Source organism: Polaribacter sp. R77954, from assembly GCF_044595335.1.
In the GTDB taxonomy this organism is placed as follows: Bacteria; Bacteroidota; Bacteroidia; order Flavobacteriales; family Flavobacteriaceae; genus Polaribacter.
On the sequence record NZ_CP138992.1, the window covers coordinates 3,573,554 to 3,598,581 of the forward strand.

15 protein-coding genes are annotated in these 25,028 nt (G+C 31.2%); 10 read left to right on the forward strand and 5 right to left on the reverse strand.

The window, feature by feature from the left end; translation table 11 throughout:
* Positions 1 to 183: 183 nt before the first annotated feature.
* The 8 genes from SJY27_RS15390 to SJY27_RS15425 all read left to right on the forward strand — a co-directional run bounded on the left by SJY27_RS15390 (position 184) and on the right by SJY27_RS15425 (position 14,636).
* On the forward strand, positions 184 to 807 hold the full coding sequence (locus SJY27_RS15390) for a hypothetical protein (RefSeq protein ID WP_397445758.1): 624 nt from the start codon (positions 184 to 186) through the stop codon (positions 805 to 807).
* Between the two features lie 5 nt (positions 808 to 812).
* Complete coding sequence (locus tag SJY27_RS15395; RefSeq protein WP_397445759.1) at positions 813 to 3,761, forward strand: sugar-binding domain-containing protein; 2,949 nt, start codon at positions 813 to 815, stop codon at positions 3,759 to 3,761.
* 204 nt (positions 3,762 to 3,965) lie between these two features.
* Entirely contained in the window at positions 3,966 to 5,243 is a 1,278-nt protein-coding gene (locus SJY27_RS15400) for a family 43 glycosylhydrolase (RefSeq protein ID WP_397445760.1), read from the forward strand.
* 9 nt (positions 5,244 to 5,252) lie between these two features.
* Entirely contained in the window at positions 5,253 to 7,523 is a 2,271-nt protein-coding gene (locus tag SJY27_RS15405) for a glycoside hydrolase family 3 N-terminal domain-containing protein (RefSeq protein WP_397445761.1), read from the forward strand.
* Positions 7,524 to 7,529: 6 nt separating this feature from the next.
* On the forward strand, positions 7,530 to 8,666 hold the full coding sequence (locus SJY27_RS15410; RefSeq protein WP_397445762.1) for a glycoside hydrolase family 105 protein: 1,137 nt from the start codon (positions 7,530 to 7,532) through the stop codon (positions 8,664 to 8,666).
* A gap of 231 nt (positions 8,667 to 8,897) precedes the next feature.
* Positions 8,898 to 11,117, forward strand: a complete 2,220-nt coding sequence (locus SJY27_RS15415) for a TlpA family protein disulfide reductase (protein ID WP_397445763.1) — start codon at positions 8,898 to 8,900, stop codon at positions 11,115 to 11,117.
* Between the two features lie 100 nt (positions 11,118 to 11,217).
* Positions 11,218 to 13,389 (forward strand): beta-xylosidase, encoded by a 2,172-nt coding sequence (locus SJY27_RS15420; protein ID WP_397445764.1) that lies wholly within the window; start codon positions 11,218 to 11,220, stop codon positions 13,387 to 13,389.
* 50 nt (positions 13,390 to 13,439) lie between these two features.
* Entirely contained in the window at positions 13,440 to 14,636 is a 1,197-nt protein-coding gene (locus SJY27_RS15425; protein ID WP_397445765.1) for a tRNA modification GTPase, read from the forward strand.
* A gap of 323 nt (positions 14,637 to 14,959) precedes the next feature.
* Here SJY27_RS15425 and SJY27_RS15430 read toward each other — a convergent pair whose 3' ends face one another.
* Positions 14,960 to 15,907, reverse strand: coding sequence for a hypothetical protein (locus tag SJY27_RS15430; RefSeq protein ID WP_397445766.1), 948 nt, complete (start codon positions 15,905 to 15,907; stop codon positions 14,960 to 14,962).
* Between the two features lie 232 nt (positions 15,908 to 16,139).
* On the opposite strand from SJY27_RS15430, the gene SJY27_RS15435 reads away from it, so the two are divergent.
* Positions 16,140 to 19,598 carry a glycosyl hydrolase gene (locus SJY27_RS15435; RefSeq protein WP_397445767.1) on the forward strand — a complete coding sequence of 1,153 codons (3,459 nt, stop codon included), beginning with the start codon at positions 16,140 to 16,142 and terminating at the stop codon, positions 19,596 to 19,598.
* 95 nt (positions 19,599 to 19,693) lie between these two features.
* The gene (locus tag SJY27_RS15440) at positions 19,694 to 22,159 is read left to right on the forward strand and encodes a BNR-4 repeat-containing protein (protein ID WP_397445768.1); all 2,466 of its coding nucleotides are present in this window, start codon (positions 19,694 to 19,696) and stop codon (positions 22,157 to 22,159) included.
* Between the two features lie 412 nt (positions 22,160 to 22,571).
* Here the strand turns inward: SJY27_RS15440 and SJY27_RS15445 are convergent, their stop codons facing one another.
* Genes SJY27_RS15445 through SJY27_RS15460 form a run of 4 tightly spaced genes read right to left on the reverse strand, consistent with a single transcriptional unit; the run spans position 22,572 to position 25,028 of the window.
* Positions 22,572 to 23,180, reverse strand: coding sequence for a rhodanese-like domain-containing protein (locus SJY27_RS15445; protein ID WP_397445769.1), 609 nt, complete (start codon positions 23,178 to 23,180; stop codon positions 22,572 to 22,574).
* A gap of 39 nt (positions 23,181 to 23,219) precedes the next feature.
* The gene (locus SJY27_RS15450) at positions 23,220 to 23,873 is read right to left on the reverse strand and encodes a rhodanese-like domain-containing protein (protein WP_397445770.1); all 654 of its coding nucleotides are present in this window, start codon (positions 23,871 to 23,873) and stop codon (positions 23,220 to 23,222) included.
* Positions 23,874 to 23,889: 16 nt separating this feature from the next.
* On the reverse strand, positions 23,890 to 24,480 hold the full coding sequence (locus tag SJY27_RS15455; protein WP_397445771.1) for a YeeE/YedE thiosulfate transporter family protein: 591 nt from the start codon (positions 24,478 to 24,480) through the stop codon (positions 23,890 to 23,892).
* A gap of 17 nt (positions 24,481 to 24,497) precedes the next feature.
* Positions 24,498 to 25,028 (reverse strand): YeeE/YedE thiosulfate transporter family protein, encoded by a 531-nt coding sequence (locus tag SJY27_RS15460; RefSeq protein WP_397445772.1) that lies wholly within the window; start codon positions 25,026 to 25,028, stop codon positions 24,498 to 24,500.

A 25,028-nucleotide genomic window follows, 5' to 3' on the forward strand; every position in this document is an offset into this window, starting at 1 on the left:
GGTTAAAAAAACACCAATTAATTTAAAATTAATTGGTGTTTTTTTATGGAACATCCTAACACTACAGGATATTATGTTGAGTTCCTGTTTTTAAATTTGTTTTCAATAACTAATTTATAATGTTTTTCAAAAACATTTAATAAAAAGGGAATGGAAATCTACAACATAAGAGTGCTCTTTATAATGTCATTTTTTACTTTTTTAGGATGTAAAACACATCAATTTCCAAAAAGTAAGATTAACGCTAAAGACTATGTTTTTATAGAGGCAGAAAGGACAATATCAAATTTACAGAAATGGCAACTTGTTAAAAAAGGTGATGTCAATTATGTTAATAATGCTTCTGGTAAAACCTATTTAGAGTTTATGGGGAATAAACCCATCACAGGAAAACCCAGTTCTCCTTTGATTTATGAATTTACTGCACACAAAACAGGAGATTTTCAATTAATGTTAATGTCTAGCAAACGATTAGAAGGTGTAAAAAGTGATTGGTGTAATGATGCTTTTGTCAGACTTTCTGGAAATTTTGAATCCGGATCAAAACTGTCAAAGAAAGCATTGCAAAAAGATATCAAAATTTTACAAGATGGTAATGATGAAACTCCAGAGTTACAATGGCATTGGGCATCTACTGCAGAAAAAGACAGACACGTTTATAACAAGTTTATTTACAAACTTATAAAAGGAGAAAAATATACAATAACGCTATCAGGAAGATCAAAACGTTTTAGTGTCGATTATATAATTCTTTATAACACAGCAAAATTTAATAATCAAGAAGCTAAAGAACTCTTTAAATTTTAATAAAAATGATTAAGAAAACCATACTTTCAATTACTTTACTATGTTTTGTATTTCAAATATATGCACAACAAAGTAGAGAAAAGTACAACTTTAATGCAGCATGGAAATTTATAAAAGCAAATCCTACTAATGCACAAGCTATAGATTATGATGATACAAACTGGTCTACTGTTAGCACTCCTCATACCTTTAATGATACAGATACTTTTGATGATTTAAGTATTGGTAAACATATAGGAGAGAAAAATCAATTTAGAGGAACAGTTTGGTATAGAAAACATTTTAAACTTCAAAAATCAGATTCAGGGAAAAAGATTTATATCGAATTTGAATCGGTTCGTCAAATTGCAGATGTGTACATCAATGGAAAATATCTAGGAACTAATAAAACAGGTTTTATTCCTTTTGGATATGATATTTCTAAACATTTAAAGTTCGATGGTCAAGAAAATATTATCGCAGTAAAAGTAAACAACGATAGAGGAGAACATTTTAGAGAAAACTTTCCTTTAGTTTGGCATCATGAGCATTGGCACCCAAACCATGGTGGAATTTATAGAAATGTTTTTTTACATGTTATGAATCCTGTTCATATTACCTTGCCTTTATATGATAATTTAAAAACAGTAGGTACTTATGTTCACGCAGAAAACATATCGAAAAAGAAAGCTGATATTTATGTTTCTGCAGAAACAATTAATGAATCATCAATAGAAAAAACAATCACTTTTGAAGCTAAAATTATTGATGCTGATGGAAAAGTAGTAAGTACATCAAAGAAGAAAAAAGTATTACAACCAGGAGAAACTTTTACCTTTTCAACAAAAAATAAAGTGAAAAAACCAAATTTATGGTACACTCGTAAGCCATATATGTATCAAGTAGTAACTAATTTAAAAGAAGGAGAAAAAGAAGTAGATGCTTACACAACGCCTTTAGGAATTAGAACTTTTAAGTTTGATAAAGACACAGGTTTTCATAATAATGGTGAGTATGCTAAACTACATGGTTGGGGGCAAAAACCTACTGCAGGTTGGGCAGGTTTAGGAGCTGCACAACCAGATTGGTTAAAGGAATATACCTATCGTTTAATGGACGAAGCTGGTGGGAATTTTATACGTTGGGGACATTGTGCAGGTTCTCCAGCAGAAATTGCAATGGGAGACAAATATGGTTTTGTAACTTTAATGCCAGGAGTTAGTGGAGAATCTCAAGATGAAGGAGAAACTTGGGATATTAGAATTGCTGCCTTTAGAGATATGATTGTGTATTACAGAAATCACCCATCTATTTTTATTTGGGAAGGTGGTAACTGGGCAGAAACCGAAGCACATTATAAAGAAATTTTAAATATTATTAAGACTTATGATCCTCATGGAAAACGTTTAATGGGGAATAGAAGAGCAGATGTAAAAGAAGATTCGGAACCGTATATTTCTATTGAAGTGGGTACAGAAGGTTGGCAAAGAGAATATGCACATTTACCATTAATTGAAAGTGAATATTTAAGAGATGAAGGTGCAAGACGTGTTTGGGATAAATTTACTCCAGATGATAATTTTTGGACCCATCCTAACATCTCAAGAAACGTTTATAAAATTGGTTCAGAAATTTTTGCCATTCGTCAAGTAGAAGATTGGTGGGATAAAATGGGTAAAAAATCGTATCATAGTGGAGGTGCCAATTGGGTGTTTTCAGATGGTACTCATGGAGGTAGAAATCCAACAGAAGTTACCAGAGCAAGTGGAGAGGTAGATGCTGTAAGATTAAAAAAAGAAGCTTTTTACACTACAAAAGCAATGTGGAGACCAGAAGCTCAAATTCATGTAGTTGGTCATTGGAATTACGAAGCAGGTACAAAAAAAACAATGTATGTAGTTTCTAACTGTACAAAAGTAAAATTATACATCAACGATAAATTAATAGCAATAAATGACAAAGCTGATAATGGGTATTTGTATAAATTCCCTAATGTTGAATTCCAAGAAGGAGAAATTAAAGTAGAAGGTTATTTAAATGACAAATTATTGGTTTCTCAAACTAAAAAAACGGTTGGAGAATCAGTAGCAATTAAATTAACGTCAACAGTGGGTCCAGAAGGATGGTTAGCAGATGGATCTGATATCGCTTTAGTTGATTTTGAAATTGTAGATAAAGAGGGTAACAGACATCCTTTAGGTCGAAATAAAGTGGATTTTACCATTTCTGGTCCTGGAATTTGGAGAGGTGGTTACAATAGTGGAAAAGCAAACACCACAAATAATTTGTTTTTAGATGCAGAAGCAGGTATCAATCGAGTGGCAATTCGCTCTATGTTACAAGCAGGAGCTGTAACAATTACTGCTAGTGCAGAAGGCTTAAAATCAGATACGATTACTATTACATCTAAATCTGTGGCAATTGATAACGGATTGTCAAAGTTATTACCTCAAGAATTTAAGGTTGATGCTAATTTTGAAGAACCTTTACCAATTTATACACCAAAAACAGAACCTTACAACCCTGCAAGAGTCAACAAAAGTGATTTGTTTACTAAATTTAGTTATACAGGAAATGGAAAAGCAGCACTCAGAAAAAATGTACACTGGGGTAAAAAAGCCTATACAGATATGGAACATAATTATACGGTTATTCCTAAATATTTGGTAGGTTCAGAATATATTAGAGTGCCTAATTCTGATGGTAAATATTGGGCTAGAGACCAACTGCAATTTATTGCAGGCAAAGACATGATTATTTATGTGGGACATGATGATAGCGTAGAAAGACCAGTTTTTTTAACAAAAGACTATATTGATACAGGAGATGATGTAAATCTGGGTGGCGTAAAAATGTCGCTCTTTAAGAGAATAGCTAAAAAAGGAGAAAGTATTATCATGGCTGGAAATAGCGATGGTGATGTGCCAGAAGATAGCAGAATGTATTTTGTTATTGGAAAAGCTTTAAAAAAGTAAAGCTGTAAGTATTAATTTTTTTTAAGAGGTATCTTGTACTAAACCATTATAGTACAGGATACCTTTTCTTTTTTTTAAAAGTAATTTTATTTACTAAATCATTCAGAAAATAGAAGAGTACATATGAGAAGTTGTAAGGTTTTTAAAATACTGATAATCATATGCCTATTTTTTTATTTTTCATCTTTTGCACAAAATCCAATTGTGCCAAACAAAGGATTAAATGATCCTCATATCCATATTTTTAACGATACAGCTTATGTTTACGCTTCCCATGATAAATCCATAAACAATAAAAAGTTTATTATGGAAGATTGGTGGGTTTGGTCTTCACCAGATTTAGTCAACTGGACAAAAAGAAGCGTATTAAATCCAAAAGATACCTATATAGGGAAAGATTTTACCAGATGTTGGGCAACAGATGTGGCGTATAGAAATGGTAAATATTATTGGTATTTTTCCGAAGGAAATCAACAAACAGGTGTTGTGGTGGGTAATTCTCCTGTAGGGCCTTGGGAAGATGTTTTAAAGAAACCATTATTAACCTCAGAATTGACTCCAACTGATGAATACGATATGGCTGTTTTTGAAGACAATGGAGAGCACTACATCATATTTGGAGTTTGGGATTATTACATTGCCAAGTTAAATTACGATATGATTAGTTTAGCCGAAAAGCCAAGAAAAATAATTATTAATAACCCAAGAGGTCCTTACAATCAAGATGGTAAAAACTTAGAAAAACCAACGGATGATAAACCTTTTGTGCACAAATACAATGGTAACTATTATTTGTCTTGGGGTTGTTTTTACGCAATGTCAGATAATCTCTATGGCCCTTACGATTATAAAGATTCAGTAATAAAACAAGAAAGTTTTGCCAAAGGTTATGACGCTCCTACTTGGCCAAATGGTTTTTTACAAGGCAGACATGGTTCTTTCTTTGAGTGGAATAATCAGTGGTATTATACGTATTGTGATATCAGTCAAACAGGAAATCGTTATTTTAGAGATACTTTTATTAGCTATGTGCGTTACAAAGAAAATGGCGAAATGGCAACGATTAGAGTTGATGGAATTGGGGTAGGTAATTATAATGCTGAACAAACTGTAGAAGCAGAAGATTATTTTAAAGCAGAAGGAATAGAAAAAAAAGAAACAGAAATTGGTTTTGCTATGCAAACAAAAGCAAATAAAAGTTATCTCAACTTCCCGAATTTTATAGACTTAGAGAAAAAATCAAAATTAACTCTAAAAGCATCAGCAAACAAAGGAGCAAAATTTGTAATTAAAATCCTAAGAAGATCTTTAAAAGGAGAATTAATAGGTTTTAAAACAATTGAGTCTAAAACTAAGAATAACACTTTTACAGATTTCACCTTTAGTTTAAAAAAAATGCATCAAAAAGAAAATATTTATTTAACCATAGAACAATTAACTAACGATCAATTACAAATTGATTCAATTTCATTTTCAAAATAATAAACACCAATGAGGAAATTACTATTCTTATTTTTAGCAACGATTCTTTTACAAGCATGTGGAGAATCATCATCAACACAAAAAGACTATAAAGACGCCAGTTTGTCAATAGACGAAAGAGTAGAGGCACTTTTACCTAAAATGTCTATAGAGGAAAAAGTAGCGCAAATGCGAATCTTCCATGCAAATATTGGTACAAAACCAGACAAAGATGGGAATTTAACGTTGTCGAAAAGAGTAATCAAAAAATTAAAATTAGGTATTGCCGGAGTTAAAAATCCAGGAGAACATATAGATCCTGTTGCTGCAGCTAAAATGAATAACGAATTGCAAAAATACATTATCGAAAATAACAGATGGGGTATTCCTGCTTTGTTTGTTACAGAATCGTATAATGGTGTAGATGCAGAAGGTTGCACATTATTTGGGCGTCCAATGACATCTGCAGCATCATTTAATCCAGAATTGGTGCAAAGACAATGGGATGTTGTAGGTAGAGAAGCACGTTTAAGAGGTATGCACATGTGCCATTCGCCAGAAGCAGATGTTGTTAGAGATCCTCGTTTTGGTAGAATGAGTGAAGCTTTTGGAGAAGATACTTATTTGGTAACACAAATGGTAAAAAGTGCCGTAAAAGGAGTGCAAGGAGATTATAAAGGTTTAGGAGCAGGAACACATATTGGTGCTGTTGCAAAACATTTTGCAGGTTATGCTCAGGTTTTAGGAGGTTCTAACTTTGCAGCGATAGAAATATCTGAAAGAACTTTAATAGATGAAATTTATCCACCTTTTGAAGCGGCTGTTAAAGAAGCAAAAACATTAGGAATTATGGCTTCTCACGGAGATTTAAACGGAGTAGCTTCTCATGGAAATAAAGAATTATTAACAGGAGTTTTAAGAGACGAATGGGGTTTTGAAGGATATGTAGTTTCAGATTCTAATGATATTGCACGTTTGTTTTATTTTATGAAAGTTGCAGAATCTCCAGAAGCTGCAGCTCAAATGGGTCTAGAAGCTGGTATAGATATCGATTTGTATGCAGAAGATTCGTATTCTTATTTACCTAAAATGGTAAAAGATAACCCAGAATTAGAAAAATTAATCGATCGTTCTGTAAGACGTGTGTTAAGAACAAAGTTTATTTTAGGGTTATTTGATAATCCTTATATCGATTTAGAAGAAACTAAAAAAGGAGTGCGTGCAGCATCTTCTTTAGAATTGGCAAAAGAGTCGGATTTAGAATCTATCATCTTATTAAAGAACAAAGAAAATGCATTGCCTTTAAATAAAAACACATCAACAAAAGTTGCATTGTTAGGTCCCTTATTAAAAGAAAATACCAAAGCAATGTTTGAGTCTGCTGTTGGAAATAGTAATGTAAAATTCACCGCAGAAAAAGGCTTTAATTTAACAAATGAAAAAGGAGGAGCTCCAGAATTGTTACCTAGAGATCCTAAGGCAATTGCAAAGTTGGTAAATATTGCAAAACGTTCTGATGTGGTTGTATTATTTTTAGGAGGTGATGAATTTACAGCTAAAGAGGCGTATTTTAGTAACAGCACTTTAGGAGATAGAGCAACCATAGATCCTGTTGGTCCACAAGATGAATTGGTAGAAAAAATTACAGCTTTAGGTAAAAAAGTAATTGTGGTTTTAAAGCATAGAAGAACACTATCTATTAATACAATTGCAGCAAAAGCTGATGCTATTTTAGATACTTGGGATTTAAGTGAGTTTGGAGATCATTCAACCGCTAAAATTATTTTTGGTGATGTTTCTCCTTCTGGAAAATCACCAGTAACCATTCCTAGATCTATTGGGCAATTGCCTTATCATTATAGTATGAAAGAAATCAACTATAAAAAGGAATACTTATTTTTAGGAAAGGGACCACTTTATCCTTTTGGTCATGGATTAAGCTATGGGAAATTTGAATATTCAGATATTAAATTATCGAGTTCAGAAATTACTCCAAATTCAGAAATTACAGCTAGTGTAACTGTTACTAACACAGGAAATGTAAAAGCGAAGGAAGTAATACAAATGTATTTGAAAGACGAAATTGGTTCTGTGACAAGACCTGACAAAGAGTTAAAAGGATTTCAAAAAATTGAATTTGAAGCAGGTGAAAGTAAAACAGTATCCTTTACAATTACCCCAAAAATGTTAGAGTTTACAGGGATATCAATGAAAAAAGTTTTAGAAGCAGGAGATTATAAGGTGAAAATAGGAACATCATCAAAAGAAAATATAGAGGCAACATTTAAATTAAAAAAATAGTAGATAATGAAAAAATCAATCTTAACATTATGGGTAGTTGTGCTAACGCTTGGCAGTTGTTCAGTTGCACAAAACACAGTAGTTCAAAAATCAGTTGATTTAGATAATGAAGCAATTCAAAAATCAATGATTAAGGCTTTAGAATGGCAAGAAACACATCCAATTTTTGCAATTCATCCCACAGATTGGACAAATGGTGCTTATTACACAGGTGTTGCAAGAGCGCATAAAACCACTAAAAACATGATGTATATGGCTGCGTTAAAAAACCAAGCAGTACATAACAACTGGCAAACTTTTAAACGTTTATTTCATGCAGATGATGTAGCAATTTCTTACAGCTACTTGTACATTTCAATGACAGATAAAAGAAGAAATTTTGTTGACTTAGAACCTACAAAAAAGTTTTTAGACACCCATTTATATGAACCAAATAGATGGACAGAAGGAAATTCTAAAGATATTAAAGGAGAAACTATTTTATGGTGGTGGTGTGATGCTTTATTTATGGCACCTCCTGTAGTTAATTTATATGCCAAAAAAACAAATCAACCTAAGTATTTAGAGGCGATGCACAAATATTATATGGAAACATATAACAGGTTGTATGATAAAGAAGAAAATTTATTTGCTAGAGATATGCGTTATGTGTGGCAAGGAACAGATAAAGATAACAAAGAACCAAATGGTAAAAAAATATTCTGGTCTAGAGGAAATGGTTGGGTAATTGGCGGTTTAGCTTTAATGTTAGACGATATGCCAAAAGATTTTAAATACCGTAGTTTTTATGAAAAATTATATAAAGAAATGGCTGCTAAATTGTTGGCTATTCAGCCAGAAGATGGTTTATGGAGAACGAGTTTGTTAAGTCCAGAATCTTACAATCATGGAGAGGTAAGTGGAAGTGGTTTTCACACGTTTGCATTAGCTTGGGGAATTAACAATGGTTTGTTAGATAAAAAATACATACCAGCAGTTAAAAAAGCATGGAACGCTTTAGCAGCTTGCCAGCATGAAGATGGTAGAGTAGGTTGGGTACAGAATATTGGCGCTTTTCCAGAACCAGCATCTGCAGATAGTTATCAAAATTTTGGTACAGGAGCATTTTTATTAGCAGGTAGTGAGGTTTTAAAGTTGAAATAATACCTTGAATAAATTAAATTATTGAAAGTCGAAGATTCATTCTTCGACTTTTTTTATTTAAAAAAAACACCTTGATTGCGTTTTTGGATGTTGAAAGTAACAGCAAGTTCTATTAATGACTCTTTCTTTTTGTTTTGATGAGTTGAGAAATCAGATAAACAGGATAAAGCAGGATACCTTTTAAGGTACAAGATAGTAATTTAATCAACAATACAAACACCCAAAAAAATTATGAAAAAGAAACTACTAAGTCTTGTATTACTTTTAGCAACTTTATCACTTCTTGCACAAAAAGTAATTGTAAATCCTGCTTACGAAGTAAAAAGATCTAGCATCTATGATGTTGATAAAATAGAACTTACAGAAACTGAAACTAGAGTTCATGTTAGAGGTACTATTATTCCTGGATGGCACATGAGGTTCCGAAAAAATGATTTCTTAAAAGATTACAAAACAGGCAAAGAATACATAATTATTAAAATTGAAAACCACAAGTTTAATGAAAGAATTTTAATTCCAGAATCTGGCACAAAAACAGTAGTACTTGTTTTTCCTCCTTTAGATAAAGGTGTAAAAAAAATAGATTTTAAGCATGCTGTCTATGGAATATCTTTAGAAAAACAAAGAAATAACAAACCAAAAGAAGTTCCAAAATACGTAAATCAGTGGATAGAAAAAGAGTTAAACAAAGTTACAATTAGCCCTATAAAAGATTTTAATTCAAAAGATTTTTTTAACTCAAAAAAAGCAAAACTCATTGGCTATATAAAAGAATATGATAAAAGGTTAAAATTTAATACAGGTATAATATACCAAAAAAACAATGTTACTAGAGAAGATTACCCTATTGTTGTTCAAGTTTATGAAGATGGTCGTTTTGAAGCAGAAATACCTTTAATTCATCCAGAAACGAATTATATAAAAATTAACAAATCTGCTATAAATTATTATTTAGAACCAGGACAAACACTTGCCATCATTTTGGATTATGAAGATTTTAGAAATAATGTAATTTCTAGAATGGCGCGTTCTACAAGGTATACATTTAAAAAAACAATTTTCAAAGGTCCTTTAGCTAAAATTAACAACCATTTAAACAATTTTAAAGTTAAAGATTTCGATTACAGAACTTTTAATGAAAAATTTAAAACACTTAGTATTGATGATTTTAGAAAAGAGCAAGATGCCACTTTAAGAGCAAACCTCGAATTGTTGAATAGTTATGTAAAAAACAATAATGTTAACCATAAAACAAAAGAAGTATTAGAAAATATTTTAAGGATAGATTATGCTACACTTTTATTCGATTTTGTAAGAAAAAGTGATAATGAGGCTAAAAAAAATAAATTATATGCCAATTTAAGAACACCTATAACAGATAATTATTATGACTTCTTAAAAGATATTGACTTTAATAATAAGGCTTTACTGGTGCCTAATAGATTTTCAATATTTGTAAATAGATTTGAATTTAGTAAACCTATGAGTGTTTACCCCAATCGTAAATTTATGAGAATAGAACCAGAAATAACTCTGGATAAGTACTTAGAAACTCATAAAATAAAACTCACTGAAAACGATAAAAAGCTTAGAGAAGTTAAAAATCAGAGATTTACATCTTATGAAGAATATCAAAAATTTCAGAAAAAGTTTAGTAAACCTTATCAAGAAGCACTGGTAGCATACAATACAAAATACATACAACCTTTACTCGATAAACAAAAAGTTAATATTACAGAAAATACGATGGAAAAATGGCGTTTACGAGATTCTGTTGTAAAAAACACTTTCCATTTAGAGAGGAACCTTGTACAAGATTTGACCAAAATTAGAGCCTTAAATTTTGATATTAAAAGAACAGATAGCGAAAACGCTAGAAAATATTGGAATGTACTAAAAACAAATATTTCTAATGCTTTTTTAATTAGTCAAGGTGAAAGAATTGTCAATAAAAAGTTTCCAGTTGATGAGCAAATTACACAAAAAGTAGTAGAAAAAACAAGTAACGAAAATTTAGCATTAAAAGCTAAAACTACAAAACTACCAAAAGGAAAAGCAACAGCTATTTTTAATGATATTATAAAATCTCACAAAGGCAAAATATTGTTTGTAGATTTTTGGGCTACAACTTGTGCTCCATGTGTTAGCAGCATTAAAAAAATGAAAGAAATAAGAAAAGAATATAAAAACAATGTAGATGTAGATTTTGTATTTATTACGGTTGAAAATCAATCACCTGAAAGAAGATATATGAGTTTTGTAAAAGATCAGAAACTAGAAAATACTTACAGAATTCCTGTTGATAATTTTAATTACTTACGTCAATTATTTAAATTTAATGGTATTCCTAAATATGTAGTTATTGCAAAAAATGGCGAGGTAATCAATGATGATTATAAGATGTATGAATTTACAAGAACTGTAGATGACATTATTAAAAATTATAAATAATTTTATTTAAAAACGTAATTTAAAAAGGTGTGTGCAGGATACCTTTATCAAATCGGATAAATACCTTTAACTTTCTTTTTAATTAATAGGATATAATTTTATGAAAAAACTATTTTTTTTATCACTTTTAATGCTAATTTCCTCAGTAATTAGTTGTCAACAAAAAAAGGATAATAGGTCTAAAAAAGACAAAGAAATTGCTAATAAAGTGCAAAATTTAATTAGCAAAATGACTTTAGAGGAAAAGATTGCAGAAATGACGCAAGATGCTCCTGCAAATGAGAGATTAGGAATTCCATTTATGAAATATGGAGAAGCACTACATGGGTTATGGCTTGTTTTGGATTATTATGGAAATACAACAGTTTATCCTCAAGCCATTGCTGCAGCTTCTACTTGGCAACCTGAATTAGTCAAAAAAATGGCTTCTCAAACCGCTAAAGAAGCCAGAACTTTAGGGGTTACACACGTGTATTCACCTAATTTAGATGTTATTTCTGGTGATCCAAGATATGGTAGAGTAGAAGAATCTTATAGTGAAGACCCTTATTTGGTGTCTAGAATGGGGGTTGCATTTATACAAGGTTTACAGGGTATGGGTGATGAACGTTTTGATGAGAATCATGTAATGGCAACAGCAAAGCATTTTATAGGCTATCCAGAAAATAGAAGAGGTATCAATGGTGGTTTTAGTGATATGTCTGAACGTAGATTAAGAGAAGTTTATTTACCACCTTTTGAAGCTGCTATAAAGGAAGCAAAGATAGGTTCTCTTATGCCTGGTCATCAAGATTATAATGGGGTTCCAAACCATATGAACACTTGGTTATTAAAGGATATTTTAAGAGATGAACTAGGTTTTGACGGTTTAATTGTTTCTGATAATAATGACATAGCAAGGTTAGGAACCATGCATTTTATTGCTGAAAACAGAACGAAATCAGCACTTTTAGGCTTAAAAGCAGGGGTTGATATGGACTTAGTGATTGGGAAGATCGAAAAATTAGCAGCTTACAATACCAAAGTGTTGAAAGATACCATAACACAGAATCCTGAATTAGAAAAGTATATAGACAAAGCGACATCTCGTATTTTAAAAGCAAAATATCAATTGGGTTTATTTGATACAAAACCAAAAGAGATTGATACAGAAACTGTATACGCTGGTAAAAAAGAACACCAAGATTTTTCGTATGAAATGGCAAAAAAAGCCATCATTTTATTAAAGAATGATAAGAATGTACTGCCTTTAGATCTATCTAACATAAAATCTTTAGCAGTTATTGGGCCAAATGCTCATGAAAACAGACCTAAAAAAGGAACCTATTCTTTATTAGGTGGTTATTCTGGTTTGCCACCATTTTATGTTTCTGCATTAGATGGTATTAAAGCAAAAGTAGGAGAGAAAGTAAAAATCAATTACGCAAAAGGATGTGATTTATTAAGCAATTCTAAAGCAGGATTTCCAGCAGCCATTGCAGCCGCAAAAAAATCGGATGCAGTTATTTTGGTAATTGGTGGTTCTAGAAAAACTGGTGGAGAAGGAGTTGATAGAGCAGATTTAGATTTGTATGGTGTGCAAAAAGAATTGGTACAAGCAATTCATAAAACAGGCAAACCTGTTGTAGCTGTTTTAATTAATGGTAGACCATTGTCTATCAACTATGTTGCAGAAAATATTCCGTCAATTTTAGAAACGTGGTATTTAGGTATGCGTTCTGGAGATGCTATTGCAGATGCTATTTTTGGTGATGTAAATCCTGGAGGAAAATTAACAGTTTCTTTCCCAAGATCTGTTGGTCAACTTCCTGTAACGTATTTAGAAAGACCAGATTTTATTGGTTCTGGTAAAGGACAATTTAAAGATGCAGATAAATCTCCATTATTTCCCTTTGGTTACGGGTTAAGTTATACAACATTTAAATATAGTAAACCAACCTTTAAAGATGCTATAATAAATACTGATGGAAGTACAACTGTTTCTGTAGATGTTACCAATACTGGAAAAAGAGCTGGAGATGAAGTGGTACAAATGTATGTTAGAGATGATTATGCTTCTGTTGGTCGTTACAATAAAATGCTGAAAGGATTTGAAAGAATTTCGCTTGAACCAGGAGAAACAAAAACGGTAACTTTTACCTTAGGTTTTGATGAGTTGAACATCTTAAATCAACAAATGAAAAAAGTTGTAGAACCTGGTACGTTTACAATTTCTGTAGGAGCATCATCACAAGAAAAAGATTTACAAAAAGCAACGCTTAAGGTTAAGTAAACGACTATTACAATCTAAAAAAAAGGTTACATTTGTATTAAAAAAATCAAATGATTAAAAAAGAATTAGTATTAATTTTTGGATTACTTCTTGCTATAAATGGTTTTTCTCAAAACACATTTGTAAAGGGCTATTTCATTAAAAACTCCAATGAAAAAATTGACTGTCTTATTAAAAATGATGATTGGTTAAATAATCCTACCGAATTTAAATATAAATTAAATGAAAATTCAGAAAAGCAAACTATAACCATTGATTCAATTAAGGAGTTTGGTGTTATAAATAAATTAAAATATGTAAGACATTCTGTTGATATAGATAGATCTAGTAAAATACCTGGTGAACTGGATAATAATAAAAATCCAATTTTTAAGAATGAACAGTTATTTTTAAAAGTCTTAATTGAAGGAAAAGCAAATCTTTATTATTATGAAGACCAAGGTTTAGTAAGATTTTTTTTTAATAATAATCCGGCTGAAGTTAAGCAATTGATTTTTAAGCATTATTTGATTGATGCCCAAAATTGGTCAATAAATAAGGAATTTCGAAGACAACTATGGAATACTTTAAAATGTGAAAGTATTTCAATGAATAGTCTAAAAAAAATAGATTATAACAAATCAGATTTAGTTGAACTTTTTAGAAAGTACAATAAGTGTCATAACTCAGATTTTGTGTATTATCAAAAAAATAAAAAAAATACAGACTCATTTAATTTAAACATAAGAGCAGGTATAAGAAGTTCATCACTTGTTTTGGTTGACCCAAGAGGAAGACAACTTGATTTCGGTAAGAATTTAACTTCTTTTAGATTAGGTTTAGAAGCAGAATTTATTTTTGGTTTTAATAACAATAAATGGGCATTTCTTTTAGAACCTACCTATCATCAGTTTCAATCAGATACACAATCAGCAAGTTTTATGCAAAAAAGAATTGAACTCAATATTGGGCTTAGGCATTATATGTACCTAAAGAATAAAGATGTAAAGCTTTTTATGAATGCTTCAGCTGTTTATGCTAACAGTTTTAATTCAGAATTAACAGAGAGAAACAATTTGTTTTCTATACCAATAGATGATAGCTTAAATATGGTATTAGGTGTTGGTGGTAAATATAAAGATCGTTTCAGTTTAGAATTCAGGTATTCACCCAGAAGAAATTTTTATATTCTTGATTCTGGTAATGAAGTAAATTGGCATCCAAGTTTCCAATCCTTATCTATAGTGTTGGGGTATACTTTATTTTAAAAACAATTTTAGGGACAAATAAAACCTTTTTTTGAGCTTCATTTATATAAAATCTTCTATTGATTCAATCAGTAGAAGATTTTTTATTCAAAAATTTTTTTTCAGGATTTTACAGGATAGAAATAATTTAAAAGATAAGTTATTTAAGGCTATTAACTAAACCAGCCTAATGAAACTTTTAAGTATTATAGTTATTCTGAATTTCAATTTTTATGTTCTTTTCTTGCAATTATAAAAAGCCAGTAAATTTTATTTACTGGCTTTTTTTTGATAATCTTAATTAAAAAGATTTTAGTTAATTTCTCATAATAATTAGAGATACTTTATTTCTGAACTCTTTCATGTGTTGTATTTGCCCATCTAATTTGTGCTCTACCTCCTCGAACACGATATGCACCATATCTAATTTTTGATTGTGTTCCTCTATCAGGATCTGGGATATTCCAATTAAATGCTTCTCCGCCAATTATGGCATTACAATAATGTATTTTTTTTGTTGCATCATTAGGGTCTTCTATAAAACCTACTTTCATTTCAAACGAAACTATTTCGTTCTTATCAACTTGCTTTAAAAAAACAACTTCTCTACCACTACCAGAACCTCCACGTTCTAAGATACGCTCTGCATAAATATCAAAGGCCACTTGCTTGTCAGCATTATCGCCTGTTCCGTAAACGGGATGTGCTCTATACAAGCAAATAGCAGGATCTGCAGAACCACCTCCACCTGTGTGTTGTCCTTTGGCCTGTGCAATATACGTCCCACTTTGACCAAAATCGCCTGCATCTGCTACTTCAAGGATTCTAAAATCTCCATTAAATTTCACAAATGAGCCTACGTTTGCATTTGCAATAGGTAATGAACGTTCCATTCTAGGTTGTAAGGTATTTGGAGCATCTTGATTGTTAGAACCTGCAGTAATATTGTATATACCCCATGTAAGACCATCAATTGTATTTTCTTTGTAGTTGGCATAACAAGTCCTGTCATCAATAGTACCTACATTAACAGGGTCTGGTAAATCATCTGATGTTCTAGTAGCATTTTCACCATCAGTGTTACATGTTGTGTAAGAACCAGTATCCTCATCCTCAGCTACAACTACTGTATTTGAACCTGAGTCAGGATCTGGGTCAGGATCTGAAAAGTCATGAACTAAGAAATCTTCAGGGTAGAGCTCAAGCCCATCTCTTGTACAAGAAGAAAAGGAAACAAAAACTATTAATGCTAGTGTCGAAATAAGTTTGAAACTAAATTTTGATTTTTTCATAAATTAATAAAATTTACAATCAAAGATAAAAGTTTACTACAGCTCAACTATTCTGTGGTATCCTGATGGACAAGGATTTTAACATAAAAAGGTAGTATATATAGTAAATAAAGAAAATTTAATAGATGACAGACGTTTGTGGAAATTAGATTAATAAATGCCCTTATCATGATTCAGCAGGATGTGTTTATTAATTAAAAGCAGTTTCTTTAAATTTTAAAAAATCTACAATATGAAAATTAAATTTTTGAACTACCTTATACTAGTTTCAATTTTAAGTTGTCAGCCAAAAATACCTGAAACTATAGAGGTAATTTCTGAAATAAGTTTAGAAGAATTATCAGAAAACTTCAAATCGCCTTCAAAAGAATACCATCCAGAAACCTGGTTTCATTTAAATGGAAACAACATTAGTAAAGAAGGGTTAAAGAGAGATTTACAAGCCATTAAAGATGCTGGTTTACAAGGAATTCATTTGTTTAACAAAGCTGGTCGTGCTTTTCCGAACGTAAAACCAATTAAAATTTTATCTCCAGAATGGGAAGATATGATTCGTTTTGCTGCTGATGAATGCCAACGTTTAGGATTAAAATTTACAATGCAAAATTGCCCTGGTTGGTCTATGACAGGTGGTCCTTGGGTGCCAGCTAATGAAGCGCAACGTGAGGTGGTTGAAACTACGTATTATATTTCAGGAGGCAAACAATTTCAAGAAAATTTAAAGATTGATTCCTTATTTCATACCCCAGATTACGATTATAAAGATATTCAAGTGTTGGCTTTTCCAACCTTAGCAGGTGATGATTTAGTTCCTTTTAACCCTTCAAAAATTGAAACAAATAATAGGTTAGTTCCTTGGAAGGATATTTTTAATCCAGATTCAAAATTAATAGTAACAAGAAAAACCACACGTTTAGACAAACCTTTAAAAGAATATCGAGAATTAGGAATTTTTAAAGTGAAAAACCAAGAAACTTGGGTAAAAACTTCATTTGATAAAGAAATCACTTTACGTTCCATAGTTTTCCCTCAGTTGCGCCATATTATTACAGGTACAAATTACCCAAAAGTAGAAGTTGCTATTAAAGTGGAGGCACTCATCAATAATAAACTACAAGAAATTACAACTTTAAAAATACCAGATGCCAACTGGAATGATAGACGCAAATACCTGACTTTAGCACTTCCAGAAACAGCATCAAAAGTATTCCAATTCACATTTTTAGGAGCACATACTATTGCTCCAGAATCTATAAGATTAAGTGCAAAACCAAGATTGCACAATCACGAAGCAAAAGCGGCTAAAGTGTTAAGACGTTTGAAAAAAGAAGTGGATTATAGTTATGCAGAAAACACAATTATAAAGTCGAAAAGTATTATCAATTTAACAGATAAATTATCTGAGAATGGAAAACTCACTTGGAATGTTCCTGAAGGAAATTGGACAATTGTACGTTTTGGTCATATCAATATGCGATTGACCAACAAACCAGCAGTTCCAGAAGCAACTGGTTGGGAATCTAGTAAACTCGATAAAATTGCGATAGAAAATCATTTAAGAAATGGAATGATTGGAAATTTAATCAAAGATGGTGGACCCATTGGAGATGGAAAATTACAAGGTTTATTAATTGATAGTTGGGAAAGCCATGTGCCAACTTGGACCATCAATTCTGAAGATATGTTCAAAGAATTTGAGCAAAGAAGAGGCTATAGTATGAAAACCTATTTACCAGCTACAATGGGTTATGTTGTAGAAAGTACAGCAACCACAACCAAATTTTTAAGAGACTTACGTCAAACAATGGATGAGGTTTTTATAGATAATTTCTTTAAACATTTTGCAACAATTGCGCACGAAATGGGTGCACAAGTTTATACAGAAGGTGCAGGTGGTGAGGTTTTACCTGTAGATTCCATGCGTTATTATGGGGTTAGTGACATTCCTATGACAGAATTTTGGTATCCTAAAGCTCCATCAGATCAAAATGAATATGCAAAACCAATTTACAATGCAGCATCTGCAACACACTTATATAATAAACCAAAATTAGCAGCAGAAGCTTGTACGCAAGTTGGTGTAAAGTGGAATGAACATCCGTTTTCTGTAAAATATCTAATTGATTATAATTTTGCCAAAGGTGTAAATCACTTGGTATTTCACACGTTTTCTCACACACCACAAACAGATGTGTATCCAGGTTCTAGTTTTGGAGGTAATATCGGTTTTCCTTTTGTGCGTCAGCAAACTTGGTGGAAATACATGCCAGATTGGATAGCGTATTTGTCTAGAAATCAATATGTGCTGCAACAAGGAGAATATGTAGCAGATGTATTGTGGTATTATGGAGATCATTTTGAGCGTCCACCTTTTGACTTGGATGAATTTCCAAAAGGATACAGATTCGATTATTTAAATGCAGAAATTTTACAAGAAAAAGTCAGTATTAAAGACAATAAAATTCACGTTAAAAATGGAGGCGATTATCGAATTATCAAATTAAGAGATTCAGAAAGCATATTGTTATCCACAGCAAAAAAACTAAAAGAATTGGTTAAAAACGGAGCTGTTATTTTGGGCGATAAACCTAAAGATTCGCCAAGTTTAATGGATAATGAAAATGATTTACAAGAACTCAAATTAATTTCGGATGAACTATGGGGAAACACTAAAAATGGAGTAAAACAAACAGGAAAAGGACGTGTGTATTGGGGGAAAACGATTGAAGAAGTTTTACAAGAAGAAAAAATAGCCAAAGACGTAATTGTCTCTGAAGATTTAGATATCAATTGGATACATAGAGAAACAAAAGATGCTCATATCTATTTTGTAGCTTCTAAAGAAGAAAAACCAGTAGATCTTTCATTAAGTTTTAGAATGCACAATTTAGCTCCACAAATTTGGGATGCGTTTACAGGAATTCAACAAGAGGCTAAAATTTGGAAATCTATAAGTAATAGAACAAATGTTGCTGTTTCTTTACCTGAAAATGGAAGTACAATTATTGTGTTTTCTAAAGGTGATAAAAATCCATTTGCATCAAAAGTTATATTAAATAATGAGGCTGTTTTAGACTCAAAAACAGGCTGGTACCAAATTCATAAAACAGATGATTATCCAAAATTAACTTGGAATAATAATGAATTTAAAGCATCAAAATCTGGAGAGTACACCTTTCATCAAAAAGGAAAAGAAGTTGTAAAATCAATTGACGTTAAAAAAATATCACTACAAAATAACTGGAAATTGTCTTTTGATAAAGGATGGGATACTCCAGAATCTATAGAAATTAATGAATTAAAATCGTTAACAGAACTAGAAAATGAAGCTGTACAACACTATTCAGGAACTACTACTTACAAAAAAACTTTTGAGGTTAAAAAACTAAGAAAATCTACAATTATTGATTTAGGAGAAGTTGCCAATATTGCAGAATTGTGGTGTAATGGTAAAAAAGTAGGTGTAAAGTGGGCGCCTCCTTTTCAGTTTGATATTTATGATGAAATTCAATTAGGAGAAAACAAACTAGTGATTAAAGTAACCAATACTTGGAGAAATCAATTAATTTTTGACAACAAAAGACCTAAAGCATCTAAAAAAACATGGACTACAAATCCACCAAAAAAAGGTGAAACAGAATTAGAAACCTCTGGGTTAATTGGTCCTGTAGTCTTAAAATTTTTAAAATAATTTGGTCTTTACAAAATCAGGATTGTTCAGGATGCAATAACAAACTCATAACGCTAATATTACTAAATATTATTCATCATGAAATGTCTTAAAACATGCAAAAAATTATATTTAAAAAAGTACTATTTACGTTAGTACTATTTATTTGTTTTCTAGGAAAAGCACAGATAACCTTAGAAAAAGAAATTAAAATTACAGATTTAGCCATGTATTTTGATGGTAATAAAGTAGATTTAAATACCACAACAAACTCTTCTACAGGTTATGATTATGTTTATGGAACAGCCTTAACACCTCATGGAGATTGTATTAAGGTTTTTGGAGATTTTGTGTTTATGACCTGGTATAGAGGAGGTAAAAACGATAGGCATGTAATGTTAACTAGATACAACCAAAAAACTGGAGTACAAAAAACTATAGAATTCCCACATCAACATACTGGGTATAATGGAAAATGGTGGATAGGAGAAACACACAATACAATTGCAGTTGGTATTTCTCCTAAAAACGGAACAATCCATATGGTTTACGATATGCATAGAAATGGTAGAATTGCAGCTTTTGCGAATGATTATTTAAGATATTCTTACACTACACCAAATGCAGCAACTGTATCAGATGATGAGTTTACTATTGATCTCTTTGTGCAATCACCCAATAATAATTATAAACATTTGCAATTTCCAGGAATTACCGATGAAAATACCACTAAACTACTCACTTATCCAGCATTTTTTACCAATGATGAAGGCGATTTATTCATGAAAAATAGATTCGGATTCTCTGAAAATGGCAAGTTTTTATTCGCTAAATATGATGGTAATGATTGGGAAGGGTATACAGATTTTAATAGAACATCAGCATCTAGTCATGGAAGTCCTTACAATTGGGGTTTATATGGAGATATTAAATATTTAAACGGAAAAATAAGAATAGGTTTTCAGCAAAGAGCGAATGTTAAAACTGATAAATATTTGTATCAAAACGGATTTTATTATGCTTATTCTGATGATCCAAGTGGTTTAACCGAATGGAAAAATCATAAAGGTACAGGTTTTACAAGGCCTTTAGCGGTATCTGAAACTATTAAAATTGCTGAACCTGGAGATTTGGTAGCAACTACAGAAACAAATAAAGTATATATGGTTTCTGGTTTCGATTGGACAGTTACAGATAATGATGATGTTCATTTTATTGGTAGAGTAAAAGACAATAGCACCACAAGTAATACAGCTGGTCAAACAAAACAAGTGCATACCTATAAGCCATCAGGAACCTCAGAATTTATTACATCAACAGATTTTTCTGGTGCAGAAGCAATATATGCTTCTGGTGATAATGTATATCTTATTGGCTTAAATTCATCTGGAAGACCTTATATAGAGTCTGCTCCTGGAGGTACAAATTTATTCACTAGAGTTTATGAACAAACTTCGGGTAAACGTTTTAGAAAAGGACAGGTTTATATTGCTGATGGTAAACTTTATTATTATTTGTTAGAAAATAATTCGTCTGATAATGATGATACACAACCAACCTATTTGCAAATAATAGACTTAAATATTGTTACAGGTCCACAACCTTTTGCTATAAATTTAGTAACTCCAACAGATAATCAAACGTTTTGGGAAGATGAAAATATACAGTTGTATGCCACAGCAACTGCAGATGAAGGTGAAATTACAAAAGTTGAATTTTTAATAAACAATGTAGTTTGGCAAGAAGATACTACCAAACCATACCTGTTAGATTGGACACCAGATGCAAATGGAACCTATCAAATTAAAGCAGTAGCCTACAAAACAGGTGGAGAAAGCGTAAGTACCACAGAAATTACTATTGAAGTTAAAGAAATTGATAAATCTGATTTAACCATAGATACTTATAGATTGCGAAATGTAGCTACAGGCAAATTTTTAACGGATTCTGGAGAAAGTGCAATACCTGTTTCAATGGGAGACTCTGGAGAGGAAACAAATACACATTGGACTTTTGTTAAAAGCGATGTTTATTTTAATATAAAAAGTAAATCATTTGGTATTATTAGAGCAACAGGTTCTGGTTTTGAAAATGGTGAAAAACCTTATTTTGTAGTAAGTACGTCTAAAGATGCACCTGCTTCAGATACAGATAAAGTTTGGACATCTCATTACGATGAAGAAAACGAAGTTTTTAGATTTGAATCTAAAGATAATAATCGCTTTTTATATCACAATACACAGGATAATGTAACCAATATAGAGGCTCTTGAAACGGATAAAAGAAGTCAATGGAAAGCCATTTCAACAAGTAAAACTTTAAGTATAAAAAAAGAAAATTTAAATACATTATCAATAGATATTTTTCCTAATCCAGCAAGTGAAAGCGTAAGGCTTAAATTAAATAACTTTAACAAAGCAGAGGTTAAATTTTATAATTTTCTAGGGAAACAAGTTTATCATAAGGCAATTAAAGAGCCTGTGGTAGAAATAAACATAAGTGGTTTTGCTAAAGGATTATACCTTGTTAAAGTTAAAGATGACAATCAAGAGGTTCATCTCACTAAATTAATGATTGAATAAATATCTTGCTTATTGAATTCTTAAAACACAAAATTTGATACCCACTAAATGATAAAAATCTACTTTTAGATTAGGTTTTGACAGTGATTAAAAGTAAAATTGAAGAATAATTTACCTACGTGATTTGGTATGTGATGCCAGTAATTGCTTTGTTAAAAGATTTGATGTTGGTATTAAACTAACCTAAGTGTAAACTAGTTTTTTGGGTTTATTTTTTTTGTCTAAAAATCAATGAGTTGTAATTTTGATTACTATTCCAAACATAATCTGTTTTAGAAACCATCTTAAAAACAAACGAGCGAATATAAAAATCCACAAACCAACTAAGTATTTTTAACTAAAAATCACGTTAAACGATGTAAAGTTAAGCATTTTAAATTCTAGATGATTTAAAGAAAAATAAAAAGCATTTTTAACAACCACCTTCAGCGGCTTTTTTCTTTTTTTGACGCACTATAATTTTCTTTTGTACAGGTTTTTTTGTGATTTTTGCGTTTATCCCAGTATTTTTTCGTGAAGTATTTATAAACGCAGCAATGTTGTTTTTAGAGACTTCAACAGTGGTTTTTTTTGTAAATAATATATTTTGAACATAATCTAACTCAACAGCCAAAAGCTTTACGTTATCAAACCCTAATTGATATAAAAGTAGAAAAGGAAGATTTACTTCTTCTGGGTTTTTACCATATAGAACCATTGTTTTTTCGGTGTTTTTTAATTCTTTAAAAACCTCTAAATTCTCTTCAGCTAAAAAATCTGGTGTGTGAATATTTATAGCATTCTTTAAGCTTCCTTTTTCAAATTCGTAAGCATTTCTAATATCTATAAATATATATTTTGGATTATTCATTTCACTTATACTTGTCAAATAATTTTGATCAGAAATTTTCTCTAGCGTATTTTTAGTTGTGTGTGCAAAAGTATTTTTAGGTCTTTTAAAAGTAAAAAGACCAATTAAAACAGCTAAAATAAAGAGAGTAGTAGCTATTGAAATTCGTTTTGTTTTTTCTAATTCTTTCATGTCTCAGATGTTATTTATTGAAAAGAGGTTTTCTATGAATTAACAACCACCTTCTGCTACTTTTTTCTTCTTTTTAACTGTTATTATTTTTTTAGGAGCTCTTTTAACAACAGTATTTATTTTTGCTTGATTAGGATAAACAACTCCAAAAAACATACTTGAAGCTTTTCTAGTATTGTACAATTCAAAAGCACTTGCAGGCATATTTTCATTTGGTTTTTTAGGATTGATAATTGAGGTAAACCACTCATTTAAACCGCCTTTTAAAACATGTAAATTGGCATAAGAAAGTCGGTTGCAAATTGCCCAAGCTTGATCTGCGTAAAAATTATCGTTAGAAAAAAAGACCACATCAAATTGATCTTGATTTAAATAGGCTTCAAACTCTTTATCTAACAAATTTTTTAAAGGAATGTTTATAGCATTAGGTAATGTATACCTGTCATAACTTTCTTTGTTTCTAACATCAATTAAAATAAATGATGGATCTTGTGTTATCAATTTGTTAGAAATGTCATCTACAGAAACATATCTTTCTAAACTAATCATATTACTTAATAATTGATCTGCAGAGATGCCTTCGTTTTTTTCATATTTAGGTAAAATCACCAATCCACCAGCAAGCAATAGTAATACTACAGCCATAATTTGGTATCTAAATGATGAAATTTTCGAAATATTTCTTTTATCCATGTTGTCTAATTTTTAATTAATAGAACACCTTTTTTATTTTTTTTCTAACAAAATCTGCAACAACAAAAGCCACAACTGCAATGATAGAAAAAATGAAAATGGTCCAATATGGGTTCCAACCAAAAGAATCTATTAAGGTGATGTTTCCTAGAAAATAGCCAGTATATATAGGTTCAAAAAATGAGTATAATTCAGAGAAAATAAATATTCCAATAAACATACCAAGCACATAAACCCAAGCATCTATTTTACCAATGGCAACTCCACATAAACTTGTACCCGGACAAAAACCACCTGCAATAAAACCAATACCCATAATGGCACCACCAATAATGGCACCCCAAATATAGGTAGGATGAATATACAATTCACCAACATCTACATAACCTAAATAATCTAAATAATAAATTCCGATTACGGCAACTACAGCAGCAGTAAAAAATACTTTTAAAACAGCAAAATCGTAGCCATAGAAAACGCCCGCCATTTTTCTTGAAGAAGAAAATCCAGAAGATTCTAATACAAACCCAAAAGCAATTCCTATGCAAATAGCAATGATGCTATCCCAATTTGTAGGAATAATAGTATTCGCAATTAAAAGTTCCATATGTTATATTTTTTTAATTAAATCCAATTTTTTCTAAAGAAATACGCAACCAAATAACCCGTACCAAAAATGGCCAACATGGTGATAAACCCACCTGTAGACAATACTGCCATTCCGCTTAAGGCAGCTCCACTTGTACAACCTCTTGCTATTTGTGCTCCAAGGCCAAATAAAATTCCTCCACCCAGAGCAAATAGCAACCTACGTCTGCTAGATATTTTAGGAGAATGTTGCACTCTCCATCTAATTCTACCTGACAAGCTACCAGATATAAATGCACCAAAAAGGATTCCTAATGCTTCAAAGACCAACCAAGTATTCATTGGTGATTTATCCTCTTTAATGAACTTACTGTAATACGCATTATTTTGCGCATGTGTGGGCGCTACTTTATCTACAATAGTAACCACACTACTTTTCATTGCGCCACTAGCTCCTAAACTTCTACCTGTTAATAAAAAGGTAAAAATGATGATGATGCCTAGTAGAAATCCACCAAAATAAGGATTCCAATAAACATGACTGTTTGTGTTTTTTTCTGTATTCAT